The organism is Peribacillus sp. Aquil_B1 (assembly GCF_022603275.1).
In the GTDB taxonomy this organism is placed as follows: Bacteria; Bacillota; Bacilli; order Bacillales; family DSM-1321; genus Peribacillus.
This window is the reverse complement of record NZ_JAKXEE010000003.1, coordinates 635763-651694: the sequence shown is the minus strand read 5'-3', so window position 1 is coordinate 651694 and position 15932 is coordinate 635763. Positions and strand designations below refer to the sequence as shown.

Here is a 15932-nt window from a genome sequence, read left to right as displayed (position 1 = left end):
GCGTAAACCGTCTTTCCATCTTCTCTCATGCGAGAAAAGAACGTATCCGGTATTAGCTCCGGTTTCCCGAAGTTATCCCAGTCTTATAGGCAGGTTGCCCACGTGTTACTCACCCGTCCGCCGCTAATCTCAGGGAGCAAGCTCCCATCAATTCGCTCGACTTGCATGTATTAGGCACGCCGCCAGCGTTCGTCCTGAGCCAGGATCAAACTCTCCGAAGAAATGTTCGACTTGCTCATTTGCTTTTTTGATAGTGTGTGCTCACTTAAAATTTAACGTTGGCGCTTTGTTTTGTTCAGTTTTCAAAGAGCGATTTATGTCATTTGTTTAGAAACGACTTTAATAATATATCATCTATATTATTTTTCGTCAACAACTTTTTTTCTTTCGCTGTCGACTTAGTTATTATATCTAGTATCATGAATAAAAGCAATAGTTATTTTAAAATAAATAATATAAATGAATTCATGGTTTTCAAATCCTATGACTGTACACCTAATCAAGAAGAAAAAGCTTACGTTTTGAGAGTAAACTTTTTCATTGAACATTATAGTATTTCTTCTATATATAATTCCCGGTTAATACCTAAATTGATAATTTGTTCACTATCCATCACCTTTATGACCGGTCTTGTTTGCGACCCGGCATCAATAAAAATGATTTCAGCGATGAAACCATTGTTGAGTTTGACCCTGCTTCCAATGGAAAAATTAGCAAAGCTTGATAACAAGGTTTTAACTACCCCAATATCAAATTTACCAAAATCATCATGTAAGATCATCTCTAATACCTTAAACGGTGATTGTTTCTTTCTATATGCCCTTTCGGAAGTCATGGCGTGAAATACATCTGCAACAGCAATGATTTTTGAGAATAAGTGCATGGGCTTTGTTTTCAATCTTTTGGGATAACCCGTTCCATCTAACCTTCCATGATGCTCTAGAACGGCTATCTTCACACTATCCTTTATGATGGAACTATCTTTAATCATCTTGTAGCTGAAAATAGGATGAGTATGTATCTCCTCATAATCATCCGCTGTCAGGCTTTCCGTTTTATTTAATAACCTTGGTTGCAGCTTTGCCATCCCGCAATCTGCCAGACATCCGCCAATTGCCGCTTGGTAGACATCAGCCCTATCGCATTTCATTTTAAATGCAATATATCCTCCAAGCAATCCAATGGAAATGGCATGGTGATATACATATTCTTCTTTATTGCAATAGTGGTGCAGCATCAAAATGTTTCCCGGTTCCTCTAAAGCCTTATCCATAAGGGGAATCATCATTAAACGAATCATGGCCACCTCGACTTTACTGCCTGCCTGCCAATTTTTAAATAATCGTTTATATGATTGTACTGACTTAAGATACAAATCCGTAAAATCCGATGACTCTTCCATTTCATCCAGTTCTGGATCTATTACTTCTTTCGGCAGAAATTTCTTTCCATCAATCAAAGTTTTTTCAACACTTACCTCGGTTATTAAAAAGGCCTGCAAAGCCTCAATCAATCGCGTGGTCAATATTGTTTTTTCATGCATTATGGGGCGGTTCGTAAGACCTTTAATTTCTTTCGAGAGGATGCAGCCTTCGATTAAATAGCGAGTTTTCACTAGCAAAACGTTTCACCTCGGTAGTATTAATGAGTATCATTTCCCTTGAAAAACATGGTAATAACTATCCTTATTATGATTAAATACCTAAAAAAAATCAATTTATTAACAGCTTTCCCTGAAATCGATAAGTCTTTTTACTCATACCCAAACACTCTTGATATCATTTTGAAATTCAGCTAATGTGCAAAAAAACTATAGACCCAGCTTAATTGCTGGGTCTATAGTTTATTTATGGTTTATACAATTTGAGCGTTGCCTGCAGGTACTCAAAAGGGGTTCGGAATTAAAATTCCAAACCCCTTTTTTATGAAAAGATTATTCTTCCGTATCTTTTTCAGTTTCTTCATTTTCTTCAATTACAGTAGGTTCGGGATCAGAATCCGGATCTAGAGTCGTGACCGTTTCTATATCCTCGTCTTTTTCTTCTTCTTCCCTTCCTACGATGGCAACCGTAGAAACATATTCATTATCTGCGGATTCGAGTCGGATGAGCTTAACACCCTGTGTATTACGGCCTGTTTTAGAAATGCCTTCTACTTCCATTCGGATCAATACACCAGCTGCTGTAATCAGCATTAAATCTTCATCTACACCCGTAACTGTTTTCACGGCTATAAGTTCACCATTTTTCTCAGTGACATTACACGTTTTTATTCCTTTTCCTCCACGGCTTTGAATACGGTATTCTTCCGCAGAAGTCCGTTTTCCATAACCGTTTTTCGTAACGATCAGGACTTCTTCATCATCTTCAAGAATTTCCATTCCGACAACTTCATCATTCGTCCCTAAGGAAATCCCTTTCACTCCCGCTGCAGTACGTCCCATTGTCCGTACATCCGTCTCTGGGAAACGTATCATCATCCCGGACTTCGTTCCAATTATGATCTGTTTCTCTCCATTCGTAAGTCGGACAGAAATCAATTCATCATCTTCACGTAAACCTAGGGCAATTAAACCGTTATTACGGATATTTGCAAAAGACGACAAAGGTGTACGCTTCGATATCCCATGTCTGGTCGTGAAGAATAAATACCAATCGTCCGCAAATTCCTTCACGGGTATGATTGCATTGACCCACTCACCTTTATCGACTTCCAACAGGTTGATAAGCGGCAATCCTTTTGCCGTCCTGCCATATTCAGGTATTTCATATCCTTTGGAACGGTAGACTTTACCTTTGTTGGTGAAGAATAATAGAGTGTCATGAGTCGATGTGGTTAACAAGTGACCGACAAAGTCATCTGTATTCGTTCCCATACCCTGTATTCCGCGCCCTCCGCGTTTTTGACTGCGGTATGTGGTTGCAGGCAAGCGTTTAATATAACCGTTATGCGTAAGTGTCACGATTATATTTTCCTCTGGGATTAAATCTTCATCTTCCAGGCTTTCAAATCCGGCTAATGTGATTTCAGTTCTCCGTTTATCATCAAAACGTTCTTTAATTTCAAGAAGCTCTTCACGGATAATTTCAAGAACCTTTTCCTCATCAGCAAGAATCGCTTTATATTCTGCAATTATAGCCATTAATGCCTGATATTCATCTTCAATTTTTTCACGTTCCAGACCTGTCAAACGCTGTAAACGCATATCCAGGATAGCTTGCGCCTGTTTTTCGGAAAGTGAGAATTGTGTCATTAAGCCTTCACGGGCAATGTCTGTCGTTTGGGAACTGCGGATCAACGTAATGACTGCGTCCAAATTATCAAGTGCAATGCGCAACCCTTCTAAAATATGGGCGCGGGCTTCCGCTTTCCGTAATTCAAATTCAGTCCTGCGCCGTATGACTACCTGCTGATGCTCCAAGTAGTAGTGCAGACATTGTTTTAAATTAAGCACTTTAGGCTGACCGTCCACCAAAGCAAGCAAATTGATTCCGAAGGTGGTCTGCATCGCGGTATGCTTATACAGGTTGTTTAAAAGGACATTCGCATTAACATCCTTTCGAAGCTCCATGACAATACGCATGCCATTGCGATCCGATTCATCCCGTAAGTCGGTAATGCCTTCGATTTTTTTATCTCGAGCAAGTTCTGCAATTTTTTCAATCAATCTTGCTTTATTCACTTGATAAGGGATTTCCTTAACAAGGATTACCTGTTTACCATTGGATTTCTCTTCAATCTCGACTTTCGCCCGTTGAATGATTGACCCTTTTCCGGTTTCATAGGCCTTTCTGATTCCGCTTCGTCCTAAAATCAAACCTGCTGTCGGAAAGTCCGGCCCAGGGATATATTCCATCAACTCTGGAATTGTAATTTCAGGATTCTTACTTAAAGCCAATACGCCGTCAATTACCTCACCTAATTGATGGGGTGGAATATTGGTTGCCATCCCTACCGCTATTCCTGATGAACCATTCACTAACAAGTTCGGGAAGCGGGCAGGCATAACGGCTGGTTCTCTTTCTGAACCATCGTAGTTATCCTGGAAATTGACCGTATCTTTATTTAAATCCCGGAGTAGCTCCATCGAGATTTTCGACATTCTCGCTTCTGTGTACCTCATTGCGGCAGCTTGGTCACCATCGACCGAACCGAAATTCCCATGACCATCTACAAGCATATAGCGATAGTTAAAAGGTTGCGCCATCCGTACCATCGTTTCATATACAGCCGAATCACCATGCGGGTGATACTTACCGATTACTTCCCCGACAATACGGGCTGATTTTTTAAATGGTTTATCCGAAGTCATTCCAAGATCGTTCATTGCATAAAGAATTCTTCGGTGTACCGGTTTCAAACCGTCCCTTACATCAGGCAAAGCCCGCGACACGATAACGCTCATCGCATAATCCAAAAACGATGTCCGCATCTCGGTACTTATATTTATTTCTTTTACACCTGATCTTTCATTTTCTGACATGGAGCCAACCTCCTATTAAAAGCTTATACTCTCATTTAAATTTAACTGTTCGTGCACTATGTAAAGAACAGGATGTAAAAAGCATCCTGTCAAAAAATCAGATATCAAGATTTTTTACATAAATTGCATTCTCTTCAATGAAGTTACGACGCGGTTCGACCTTGTCGCCCATCAACATCTCGAAAGTTTCATCTGCCTCGGCAGCATCTTTCAAACTGACTTGAAGCAGCGTTCTCGTTTCAGGGTTCATCGTCGTTTCCCACAATTGCTCCGGATTCATTTCCCCCAGCCCTTTATAACGCTGCAGGTTAGGCTTCGGAGTACTTGGCAAACTCGCCATGATTTCTTCAAGCTGGCGGTCATTATAAGCATAATCCACTTTTTTCCCTTGCTGAATCTTGAAAAGTGGCGGCTGAGCAATATATATATATCCATACTCGATAATTTTTCTCATATACCGGTAGAAGAATGTCAACATCAGCGTTCTGATATGGGCACCATCGACATCCGCATCGGTCATGATAACAATTTTATGGTATCTAGCTTTTTCAATATTGAATTCATCACCAATGCCTGTTCCAAGTGCTGTGATGATCGTACCTATTTCTTCATTGTGCAGGATTCTGTCCAACCGCGCTTTTTCAACGTTCAGGATTTTACCCCTTAGCGGCAAGATGGCTTGGAAATGGCGGTCCCGTCCTTGTTTTGCCGAACCTCCCGCAGAGTTTCCTTCAACGATGTACAATTCGCTGATCCCCGGGTCCTTAGAAGAACAATCTGCCAATTTCCCCGGTAGATTGGATACTTCCAAAGCACTTTTCCTCCGGGTCAATTCACGTGCTTTTTTCGCTGCCATACGGGCTCTCGCTGCCATTTGCCCTTTATCTACAATTTTCCGGGCAACTGCAGGGTTTTCATATAAGAAGGCATCAAGCCTTTCCGATAGAATGGAGTCAGTGACCGTTCTAACTTCGGAGTTTCCGAGTTTGGTTTTCGTCTGACCTTCAAATTGCGGGTCAGGATGCTTAATCGAAATGATTGCCGTTAAACCTTCCCGGACATCTTCACCTGAGAAATTGGCATCCGCCTCTTTTAAAAGACCATTTTTCCGTGCATAATCATTGATGACACGGGTCAAAGCAGTCTTGAATCCTGATTCATGTGTACCGCCTTCATAGGTATGAATATTATTGGCAAAAGAAAAGACATTACTGATATAGCTGTCATTATATTGCAATGCCAATTCAACAGAAATTCCATCTTTCTCGCCTTCCATGAAAATCGGTTCCTCATGCAATACCTCTTTAGAACGGTTCAAATGCTCAACATAAGATTTGATGCCGCCCTCATAGTGGAAATCCCTGATTTTCTCTTCTTCTTCACGTTTATCTTCAATGGTCAGCTTCAAGCCTTTATTCAGGAATGCAAGCTCACGGATTCGTGTGGCCAATGTATCAAAATCATATTCCAGGGTTTCCGTGAAGATTTCACCATCCGGGACGAAGTGTATAGTCGTGCCGGTATGATCGGTTTCCCCGATGATTTTCAAATCTTCTTTAGGGATACCGCGGTTAAATTGCTGATAATGGATTTTACCTTCACGATGAACGTAAACTTCCAATACCGTGGATAAGGCATTAACTACTGAAGCCCCCACACCATGCAGACCGCCGGAGACCTTATAGCCTCCGCCGCCAAATTTACCGCCCGCATGAAGGACCGTCATGATTACTTCTACAGCTGGGCGTCCCATTTTTTCATGGATGCCGACTGGAATTCCCCGACCATTATCGACTACGGTTATGCTATTGTCCTCTTCGATCGTCACTTTGATTTCCGAACAGAAACCAGCTAGTGCCTCATCAATACTATTATCGACAATTTCCCAAACAAGATGGTGAAGTCCTTTTGCAGAGGTAGTGCCGATATACATTCCCGGACGTTTACGAACTGCTTCTAAGCCTTCTAAAACCTGTATCTGATTCTCATCGTATGCCTGAGCTTGCACTTCTTTTTGTTCCATTGTCATACGTATCACCTACACTTTTCTTTTGGCATTTATCAATTTTTCAGGAGTAAATTTAACGTTTAGCTACAATTCAAAGAATATCTATATCATCGATTAAGAGCGATGGCTGCAGTGAACGCTTTTTCAAAGTGGACGACGCAAGCGGTGAATAATATACCTGTTTGTCCGTCACTACAATCGATTTAACCGAGTTTTTTGCTAAATGGGAAGTTACATCAGACTTTTTCTCCAAAAATTCACTCATGATTGGAGAAGCCTGAAGCAGCTTCTTATCTAAAATGGCTATGACATCGTCCGTTTTCACAAGAATGTCTTCACCAATATGGAGATACATACATTCACCTCATCATTTAACCTTTTTTATACTTCCTTGACTAACATAAAAGGTGGACGCTTCTCTTAGGGTTTGATGATCGATTCCATCAACGGAGGGTGTCGTCACGAATGTTTGCACTTTCCCTTGTATTGTATTCAGTAAATGGGATTGACGGAAATCGTCAAGTTCCGATAACACATCATCCAATAATAAAATGGGATACTCGCCGATTTCTTCATGGATCAGCTCAATTTCGGCAAGTTTCAAAGACAGGGCCGTCGTTCGCTGTTGTCCTTGTGAACCGTATGTCTGGACATCCCGGTCATTCACAAAAAAAACCAGGTCGTCACGATGAGGACCTACCAGTGTTACACCCCGTTCAATTTCCCTTGTTTTTATTTTATCAAATTTTTCTGTGTATACTTCTATCATTTTCGTCAAATCCATAGATTCTGATACATCAAGAGACGGTTTATATTGGATTTTCAATACTTCTAGATTTCTGGAGATCCCCGAATGAATCGGCTCTGCCCATTGCTGGAGCTTTAAAAGAAACTCGTATCTTCTTTCGACAATTTTCGCTGCATACTGAATAAATTGATCGGTCAGCACGTCAAGCATCGTCGTATCCGTTTGTTTCCGGGTCTGCAGAAGCTTTAAGTAATGATTTCTTTGTTGAAGTATTTTATGATATTGGCTCATATCATGAAGGTATACGGGAGAAACCTGGCCAATTTCCATATCTATAAAACGGCGTCTGACTAGAGGACTTCCCTTTACAAGGTTTAGATCCTCAGGCGCAAACATGACCACATTCATATTTCCGACATATTGACTCAACTTTCTTTGTTCAATATGGTTGCACTTCGCCTTTTTCCCTTTTTTTGAAATGGTCAGCTCAAGTGGTATTGAGGTATTTCTCTTTCTAACTCTTCCCTCTATTTTAGCATACTCTTCATCCCAGCGAATAAGTTCTTTATCATTTGAGGTGCGATGGGATTTTGCCATTGCTAAAACAAAAATAGATTCCATTACGTTTGTTTTTCCTTGAGCATTCTCGCCGAGGATTACATTGACTTTATTCTCAAAAGTCAGATTCAATTCGGTATAGTTGCGGTAATTTTTCAAACTTATATTTTCAATATACATATCCGCTCTTCCCTTATGTTTTAGCTTGTAATTGTGTAGGTGCCAAATCCAGGAATCTCTATTTTATCACCTGATCTTAATTTTCTGCCTCTTCTCACGTCTAATTCGCCATTAATGTAAACCTCGTATTCACTTAAGAACCATTTTGCCATTCCGCCGCTTTGAATTAAATCGGCCAATTTCAGGAATTGTCCAAGCGTAATATATTCAGTATTGATTTTTATGGAGTCCATTTCATGCCTCACTCATTTCTAAGTAGTCTTTAATATTTCATTTTACTAAATTAATCCCATTAAGACAAAGTATAGCTTTTTCAGTTCTTATTTTTAGAGATTCAGCGTTCCGTACAGCATTAAAAAAACGCCAAAAACCCTTTGGAAGCCTATGTTTAAATATAAAAAAATTAAAGACCTGCTATACAAGCCTTTAATTTTTTTGAAATATTATTTTAGCTTAGTAAGTTCTTACTGGGAGAATTAATTGCAGCATGGAATCATCATGTAGCGGACGAATGACAAACGGACGCATTGCACCTGTGAAATTAATTTTTATATCGGAACCTTCCAATGCTTTTAGAGCATCCATTACAAATTTGGCACTGAATGAGATTTTCAGGTCTTCACCTTCAATGGCTTCTGCCTGAACCTCTTCAATTACTTTACCAATTTCAGGAGTATTGGAAGAGACTTCGATTATACGGCCTTCCAGGGTTGTCAATTTGACGACATTATTTCTTCCTTCTCTCGCCAATAAAGAAGCCCTGTCGATCGCTTGTAGAAAATCCTTGGTGTGAACAGTCACATCGGTTTTGCTATCTGATGGAATCAAGCGTGATGTATCAGGATAATTCCCTTCAAGAAGTCTTGAGAAGAATAATAAATTTTCAGCTTTGAAAAGTACTTGGTTTTCGGTAATGACGATTTCAATGAGTTCGTTCGTATCATCAAGGATTTTACTTAACTCATTCAGACTTTTACCTGGGATGACAACGCTATAGGTCCCGTTAATTTTATTTTCTATTTTGGCTGTCCTCATTGCAAGCCTATGACTGTCTGTTGCAATACAGGTCAATTCGTCATCTTGAACCTTCAAGTTTACACCTGTTAAGATGGGGCGTGTTTCTGACGTGGACACTGCAAAGCCAGTTTGTCGGATAAGGGTCTTTAAAAGGTCCGTTGGAAGTTTGAAAATATTTTCTTCTTCAATGATCGGAAGATGTGGATATTCTTCAGGATCCAGTCCATTTAAATTAAATTCAGCTTTACCAGAACGAATAATCGTTTGAAAGTTGTTCTCCACTTCAATTTCTACTGTATCCATCGGCAGCTTTTTGACAATTTCACTGAAAAAACGGGCATTCAGGACAATACCGCCGCTGCTCTTAACTTCAACAATTTCATCTCCGTCAACCTCAGCCGGAATGAATGATTGGATGGAGATATCAGAATCACTTCCTGTTAGAGTGACACCTTCACTAGTAACGCTTATTTTTATCCCTGTTAGAATCGGAATCGTCGTCCTTGATGTGACTGCTTTCATTACTTCTTGGACACTATGAACTAATCGATCTCTTTGGATTATAAATCTCATGTTTCATCCTCCAATTTTTAATTGCCGTATAGGCATATTTATTAATAATTTTTATTAAAAAAGATAGTAGTAATAGTAGTAGGGCCTGTTGATATGTGGATAAGTCCACTCAACCTAAGGAAAAACAGTCTATCCACATGTGGACAGACTGTGTGTAAGTAGTCGTCAGTTATTCACATTATCCAGAATCTATTATACCCTCAGCTGATCCTGGATTTCTTTAACCTGACGCTGAAGCTGGGTGTCCGTTTGCATGAGCTTGGAGATTTTTTCATGCGCATGGATAACCGTCGTATGATCGCGACCTCCAAATTCATCACCTATCTTGGGCAGGGATGAGTCCGTCAACTCCCTGGAAAGATACATGGCAATCTGTCTTGGAAATGCTACGGATTTAGTCCGTTTTTTCGCCTTGAAATCCTCAAGTTTGACACTATAATGTTCACCGACCGTTTTCTGGATTTCCAAAATGGTGATTATTTTAGGTTTTGAGCTAGGGATGATGTCTTTTAATGCTTCAGCTGCCAAATCGGCATTTATATCTTTATTAATCAATGAAGAATAAGCGACGACACGAATAAGTGCACCCTCAAGCTCTCGAATATTGGAATCGATTTGGTTGGCGATATAGAGCATGACTTCGTTCGGGATATCAAGTCCCTCAGCTTTTGCCTTTTTACGCAATATGGCAATCCGCGTTTCTAGATCAGGTGGCGTGATATCCGTGATCAAGCCCCACTCAAATCTTGAACGGAGGCGATCCTCCAGTGTAGGTATCTCTTTTGGCGGGCGGTCACTCGAGATGACGATTTGTTTGCTTTCTTCATGCAATGCATTGAATGTATGGAAAAACTCTTCTTGAGTTTGTTCTTTTCCCGCAAGAAATTGAATATCATCAATTAATAAAACATCCACGCTTCGGTATCTATCACGGAATTCCCCAGCTTTATTGTCCCGGATCGAGTTGATGAATTCATTCGTGAACTTTTCAGACGATAAATAAACGACCTTCGCATTCGGATTATGCTCTAGAACATAATGCCCGATTGCATGCATTAAATGAGTTTTTCCAAGGCCGACGCCCCCGTATATAAATAAGGGATTATAGGCTTTGGCCGGAGCTTCTGCAACAGCGAGAGACGCGGCATGGGCAAAACGATTGCCGGAGCCGATGACAAATGTATCGAATGTATTTTTCGCATTAAGCATATGCTGTGGAAATGCAGCATGCTCTTTATCCTGCTTTTTTATCTTTTTAGGCTGAACAGGAACGGTAAAATCATCATCTTCTTGATTGGGGGGAATGATGAATTTTGCTTCCAATTCCTCACCGGTAAGTTCAAACAATACATCGGAAATAAGATGGGAATAGCGTTCTTCAAGCCAATCCCTGGCAAATTCATTGGGAGCGGTGACTGTTAATGTATCACCTTGCAGTAAATAAGCCTTGGTTGATTTAAGCCAAGTCTCAAAGCTTGGTTTACTGATTTTTTTTTCAATTTTTCCGAGCGCCTGGTTCCAGAGGCTATCGATGTTATCCAAACTTATCCCTCCTTTGCAAAATATTTTTAATAATTGTATCTAAATGTATAGGCACAAATAAACTCATCGATTGCCGTCTTTATATTAATTTTGACAGCAAAGGTTCGGTGAGCTGTATTAAGGAATTTTTGTGTTGTGTAATGAAGTGCCTAAAAACTATATCTTGCGCTGTACAACCTTTGTACAGTCTACATCTGGTGAACCAGTATAGATTTGAATGTTTATTCATCAACAGGTATTTTAAGAAATATATAATAAAGAAGAAAAAAGGGTTTTCGACAATATCCACCATCTGTGGACAGATTAATATACACAGGTCGGATAAACTATCCACAAGTTATTCACAGTCTGTGGATAAACGTTACCTGTTGATAAAGTTATTCAGAGTGAAAACACAAATATAATATCAGAAATTCAGGCGTCTTGCAATGGGTTAGAAAACTTTATCCACAACTTACCGAGCTTGTGGGAAAAACTTTTCCACAGGCTATTGTTATGTGCAAAAGTCTATAAAATGGGATGTGGATAGAAAAAAACATGTCGAAATTTATCCACAGACCGTGATTATAGGCTCGACTAAATTGATTTTGAACGAGGTTGCTCAAGCCGAAAGAGCAGCATGGGACTGATCGAAAGATGATTCACGTCCATTCTTATTATTTGTCGAATGTTGTTTCGAACAAGGGAGGATTCATTGCGAATCTCATATTTGGGCTCATGGATAAAATGATGGAAATTTCCCTTTCCCCAAAAATTTCTATATCAGTTCGGAGCAAAATCATTTACAATAGGCTAGGTAGTAAAAAAAGGCCAACTGGACATTGAGCATTAAAAAAGAATTATTTTTATGGATGAGGTTGACAAGTAGAAACCTCCATCTATATAATTGTAAAGACTGTCTTTAACTGTTATTCCTCAGGGAGGTGTCATATAATGAAAAGAACTTATCAACCGAATAACCGCAAACATAGTAAAGTTCACGGTTTCCGTGCACGTATGAGCACGAAAAACGGACGTAGAGTAATCGCTGCACGTCGCCGTAAGGGCAGAAAAGTATTATCTGCATAGACCACTGAAAAGTCTCAGTGGTCTTTTTTCGCAAAATAAGGGATTTACTGAGACTCAATTCATGTAATGAAGGTGTAAAAATGAAAAAAAAGTTAAGGATTAAGAAAGAGGACGAATTTCAGCTTGTGTTTAAAAAAGGTGAATCTTCTGCTAATCGGCAATTCGTTGTCTATGTCCTTGAAAAGCCAGGTCAGGATTATTTTCGGATCGGCCTTTCAGTCAGTAAAAAAATCGGGAACGCCGTTGTAAGGAACCAAATCAAAAGATACATACGGCAAGCGTTTTTGGAATTGAAAGAAGATATAGAAGAGGGTAAGGATTATATTGTGATTGCTCGAAAACCAGCGGCGGAGATGGACTTTTTCCAGGTGAAAAGCAGCTTGATCCATGTCCTGAAACGTTCTAAATCACTAAACTTTAAAATGAAAAAACAATAAAGTCCCCTTACTTTCGAATAAGCACTCCTCGGATCATGTGGTTACTTGAGAAAGATGACATAGAAAATCCCGATTGTAACTGTGGAAAAAGTGGATTACTTTTCCTTGAAATCTTCTAATAAACAGTTCACAATTGTTTCAAAAAAGATTGATTGCAGTTAGGAGGAAATTACGGTTGAAAAAACGAATATTACTCATTATTGGACTAGCCTCGATAATGATGTTGTTAGCAGGGTGTACGGAAATTAAAGAACCTATTACTGCGGATAGTGAAGGTTTTTGGAATTCATACATTGTCTATCCATTATCAGCCCTGATCATCTGGCTTTCTGAAGCATTTGGCGAGAACTATGGTTTGGGAATCATCGGCGTTACACTAATCATTCGCTTAGCATTACTGCCATTAATGATTAAACAGGTGAAAAGCTCGAAAGCCATGCAGGCCATTCAGCCTGAAATGAAAGAACTTCAAGCAAAATACAGCTCAAAAGATGCTGCCACACAACAAAAACTACAGCAAGAAACAATGGCTCTATTTTCAAAATATAATGTGAATCCATTGGCGGGATGTTTGCCGATATTGGTGCAAATGCCAATTTTGATCGGGTTTTACCATGCAATCAGCCGTACGGAAGAAATTGCTTTACATAGTTTTCTTTGGTTTGATTTAGGTTCCCCGGATCCTGTTTATGTTTTACCGGTCGTAGCAGGTATCACGACTTTTATCCAGCAAAAGATGTCCATGGTTGGAATGAACTCCAATCCACAAATGGCGGCACAAATGACGATGATGCTTTACATCATGCCAATCATGATTGTTGTATTTGCTATTAATTTCCCCGCTGCTCTTTCTCTTTACTGGGTAGTTGGTAACCTTTTTGGTATCGTTCAAACATATTTCATCAAAGGTCCGGATCTTAGAAAAGCAGCTGCGGAAAACGCGGGAGGGGCAAAGAAAAAGTGAAAAAAGTAACTGCTACAGGACAATCTGTCGAAGAAGCAGTAAATTTAGCTTTAGCTCAACTGAACAGCACTAAGGATCGCGTGGAGATTGAAATAGAAGATGAAGGCAAAAAAGGATTTTTTGGTATATTTGGCGCAAGGAAGGCAATCGTCCATGTGACATTGCCTGCCGATCCCATTGAAGAGACACTGGGATTTTTGAAGAATGTCAGCGTGGAAATGGGAGTCAATGCACAAATTGATGTCACCCGTAAAGGTAAGAACGTAACATTCCATTTATCGGGTGATAAAATTGCCTTATTGATTGGAAAAAGGGGTCAAACATTAAATTCACTTCAGTATTTAGCACAGCTGGTCGCAAATCGGTATTCGAAGCAGTTTTTGAATATTACTGTAGATGCAGAAGATTATCGAAATCGCCGCAATGACACTTTAATCCAATTGGCTGAAAGAATGGCAAATAAAGCCATGAAAACAGGTAAAGCTGTTTCACTTGAGCCGATGCCATCCTATGAACGAAAGGTCATCCATAATGCTCTCTTGGATTATCCAAAAATAAAAACGACTTCAAGTGGGACGGAACCTTATCGCCACTTGGTCATTACTCCACTTAAATGAACCTTCTGCTTTTAAGCAGGGGTTCTTTTTTTTAGGCCTTGCTATCAATGTGTGTCGAATATGTTTTTGCAAAGTATCAATTCAACAATAAGTGACATATTTCTTTATCTTCATATAATCTTTATCCGTAAAGGGAAGCGGACGATATTTGTTATTCACATGTGGATAAGTTAAAATGAATGTTACAGAATATGGATTAATGGCATGTGGATAACTCTTGAGAGGAAGGAGTATCTACTTTTTTTCATCAATATACTGTGGTATTGTAGTAATTTAGGGATTCGACGATTTTATTATCAGAAAAAAATAGAAACATCAATATATAAGAGGTGAAAGCATGGAATTCGATACAATCACCGCTATCTCTACACCCTTAGGGGAAGGGGCAATCGCCATCGTTAGAATCAGCGGTGATGAGGCCATAGAAATAGCCGACAGGATCTTTAAAGGACCAGGTGGAAAAGGATTGCTTGATGTGAAATCACACACGATTCATTATGGCCACCTTATCCAGCCTAAAACAGGTGAAATCATAGAGGAAGTCATGGTTTCGGTCATGATGGGTCCAAAGACATTTACAAGGGAAGATGTAGTTGAAATAAATTGTCACGGTGGAATCGTTTCGGTCAATCGGGTATTGCAGCTCATTCTCTCACAAGGTGCTCGTTTAGCAGAACCTGGTGAATTTACGAAACGGGCTTTTTTGAATGGCAGGATCGATCTTTCTCAAGCTGAGGCCGTTATGGATTTAATCCGCGCTAAAACGGATAAAGCGATGAATGTTGCATTAGGTCAAATGGAAGGCCGGCTTTCGAAATTAATCCAAAGCCTGCGTCAGGAAATTTTACAGACCCTCGCCCAAGTCGAGGTTAATATAGATTATCCGGAATATGATGATGTCGAAGAAATGACGCATCGTTTATTTTTGGAAAAGGGCAGTTATGTGAAGAATGAAATAGAGAAGCTGCTTCACACGGCCCAACAGGGTAAAATACTTAGGGATGGGCTTGCGACCGTTATCATAGGGCGCCCTAATGTAGGAAAATCTTCTTTGCTAAACAGCTTAGTTCATGAAAATAAAGCGATCGTCACTGATATTCCAGGTACAACACGTGACGTTATTGAAGAGTATGTCAATGTTCGCGGTGTACCGCTTAAACTTGTCGATACAGCAGGAATTCGCGAAACGGAAGATATCGTTGAACGAATTGGAGTTGAACGGTCTCGTGCAGTATTAAAAGAAGCTGATTTAATCTTGCTTGTATTGAACTATTCCGATGATTTCACTACTGAAGATGAGAAACTATTCCAAGCGGTTGAGGGAATGGATGTTATCGTCATCATCAATAAAACAGACCTTCCACAAAAAATCGATATGGAAAAGGTTAAGGAAAAGGCGGCATCCCATAAAGTTGTTACGACTTCATTACTGGAAGATCGAGGGGTCGATGAATTGGAGGAAGCCATCGCTTCTTTATTTTTCGAAGGTTCTTTAGAAACGGGAGACCTGACCTATGTTTCCAATGCCAGGCATATAGCTTTGCTTGGACAGGCATTACAGTCTATCGAAGATGCAATCGATGCTATTGAAATGGGTACGCCGGTTGATTTGGTTCAAATCGATTTCACGAAAGCCTGGGAGCTGCTTGGAGAAATCATTGGCGAAAGCGTTCAGGATAATTTGATCAACCAATTGTTCTCTCAATTCTGTTTAGGAAAATAAGCGTAAAAGGAGGA

At 39.9% G+C, this 15932-nt stretch carries 13 protein-coding genes and 1 rRNA gene; 5 read left to right on the top strand and 9 right to left on the bottom strand.

From position 1 onward, the window contains the following. The 9 genes from MPH60_RS21300 to dnaA form a co-directional block, all read right to left on the bottom strand. Positions 1 to 221 (bottom strand): 16S ribosomal RNA (locus MPH60_RS21300); the annotation flags it as partial. A gap of 326 nt (positions 222 to 547) precedes the next feature. Then, positions 548 to 1615, bottom strand: a complete 1068-nt coding sequence (locus MPH60_RS21295) for an HD-GYP domain-containing protein (RefSeq protein ID WP_241589666.1) — start codon at positions 1613 to 1615, stop codon at positions 548 to 550. A gap of 318 nt (positions 1616 to 1933) precedes the next feature. After that, the gene (gyrA, locus tag MPH60_RS21290) at positions 1934 to 4483 is read right to left on the bottom strand and encodes a DNA gyrase subunit A (protein ID WP_241589431.1); all 2550 of its coding nucleotides are present in this window, start codon (positions 4481 to 4483) and stop codon (positions 1934 to 1936) included. A gap of 97 nt (positions 4484 to 4580) precedes the next feature. Continuing rightward, the gene (gene gyrB / locus MPH60_RS21285; protein WP_241589667.1) at positions 4581 to 6506 is read right to left on the bottom strand and encodes a DNA topoisomerase (ATP-hydrolyzing) subunit B; all 1926 of its coding nucleotides are present in this window, start codon (positions 6504 to 6506) and stop codon (positions 4581 to 4583) included. 76 nt (positions 6507 to 6582) lie between these two features. Further along, positions 6583 to 6846: an extracellular matrix regulator RemB gene (remB, locus tag MPH60_RS21280; protein ID WP_034316197.1), complete on the bottom strand. Its 264-nt coding sequence runs from the start codon at positions 6844 to 6846 to the stop codon at positions 6583 to 6585. Positions 6847 to 6858: 12 nt separating this feature from the next. Further along, positions 6859 to 7977 (bottom strand): DNA replication/repair protein RecF, encoded by a 1119-nt coding sequence (gene recF, locus MPH60_RS21275; RefSeq protein ID WP_048687943.1) that lies wholly within the window; start codon positions 7975 to 7977, stop codon positions 6859 to 6861. Between the two features lie 20 nt (positions 7978 to 7997). Continuing rightward, positions 7998 to 8210, bottom strand: a complete 213-nt coding sequence (yaaA, locus tag MPH60_RS21270) for a S4 domain-containing protein YaaA (RefSeq protein ID WP_034316192.1) — start codon at positions 8208 to 8210, stop codon at positions 7998 to 8000. A 220-nt stretch (positions 8211 to 8430) separates the two neighbouring features. Next, positions 8431 to 9567, bottom strand: a complete 1137-nt coding sequence (gene dnaN / locus MPH60_RS21265) for a DNA polymerase III subunit beta (protein ID WP_101223982.1) — start codon at positions 9565 to 9567, stop codon at positions 8431 to 8433. Positions 9568 to 9759: 192 nt separating this feature from the next. Further along, positions 9760 to 11109: a chromosomal replication initiator protein DnaA gene (gene dnaA / locus MPH60_RS21260; protein ID WP_057914144.1), complete on the bottom strand. Its 1350-nt coding sequence runs from the start codon at positions 11107 to 11109 to the stop codon at positions 9760 to 9762. 933 nt (positions 11110 to 12042) lie between these two features. Here dnaA and rpmH point away from each other — a divergent pair. From rpmH to mnmE, 5 genes are all read left to right on the top strand, one after another. Further along, positions 12043 to 12177, top strand: a complete 135-nt coding sequence (gene rpmH / locus MPH60_RS21255) for a 50S ribosomal protein L34 (protein ID WP_034316183.1) — start codon at positions 12043 to 12045, stop codon at positions 12175 to 12177. An 80-nt stretch (positions 12178 to 12257) separates the two neighbouring features. Further along, entirely contained in the window at positions 12258 to 12614 is a 357-nt protein-coding gene (gene rnpA, locus MPH60_RS21250; protein WP_063234313.1) for a ribonuclease P protein component, read from the top strand. A gap of 175 nt (positions 12615 to 12789) precedes the next feature. Next, positions 12790 to 13578 carry a YidC family membrane integrase SpoIIIJ gene (gene spoIIIJ / locus MPH60_RS21245; protein WP_133350693.1) on the top strand — a complete coding sequence of 263 codons (789 nt, stop codon included), beginning with the start codon at positions 12790 to 12792 and terminating at the stop codon, positions 13576 to 13578. Then, a complete protein-coding gene (jag, locus tag MPH60_RS21240; protein ID WP_241589432.1) occupies positions 13575 to 14195 on the top strand; it encodes an RNA-binding cell elongation regulator Jag/EloR in 621 nt (206 codons plus the stop codon). Before spoIIIJ ends, jag begins: the two co-directional genes overlap by 4 nt. Before the next feature lie 337 nt (positions 14196 to 14532). Beyond that, on the top strand, positions 14533 to 15918 hold the full coding sequence (mnmE, locus tag MPH60_RS21235) for a tRNA uridine-5-carboxymethylaminomethyl(34) synthesis GTPase MnmE (RefSeq protein ID WP_241589433.1): 1386 nt from the start codon (positions 14533 to 14535) through the stop codon (positions 15916 to 15918). The last annotated feature ends 14 nt before the right edge of the window (positions 15919 to 15932 follow it).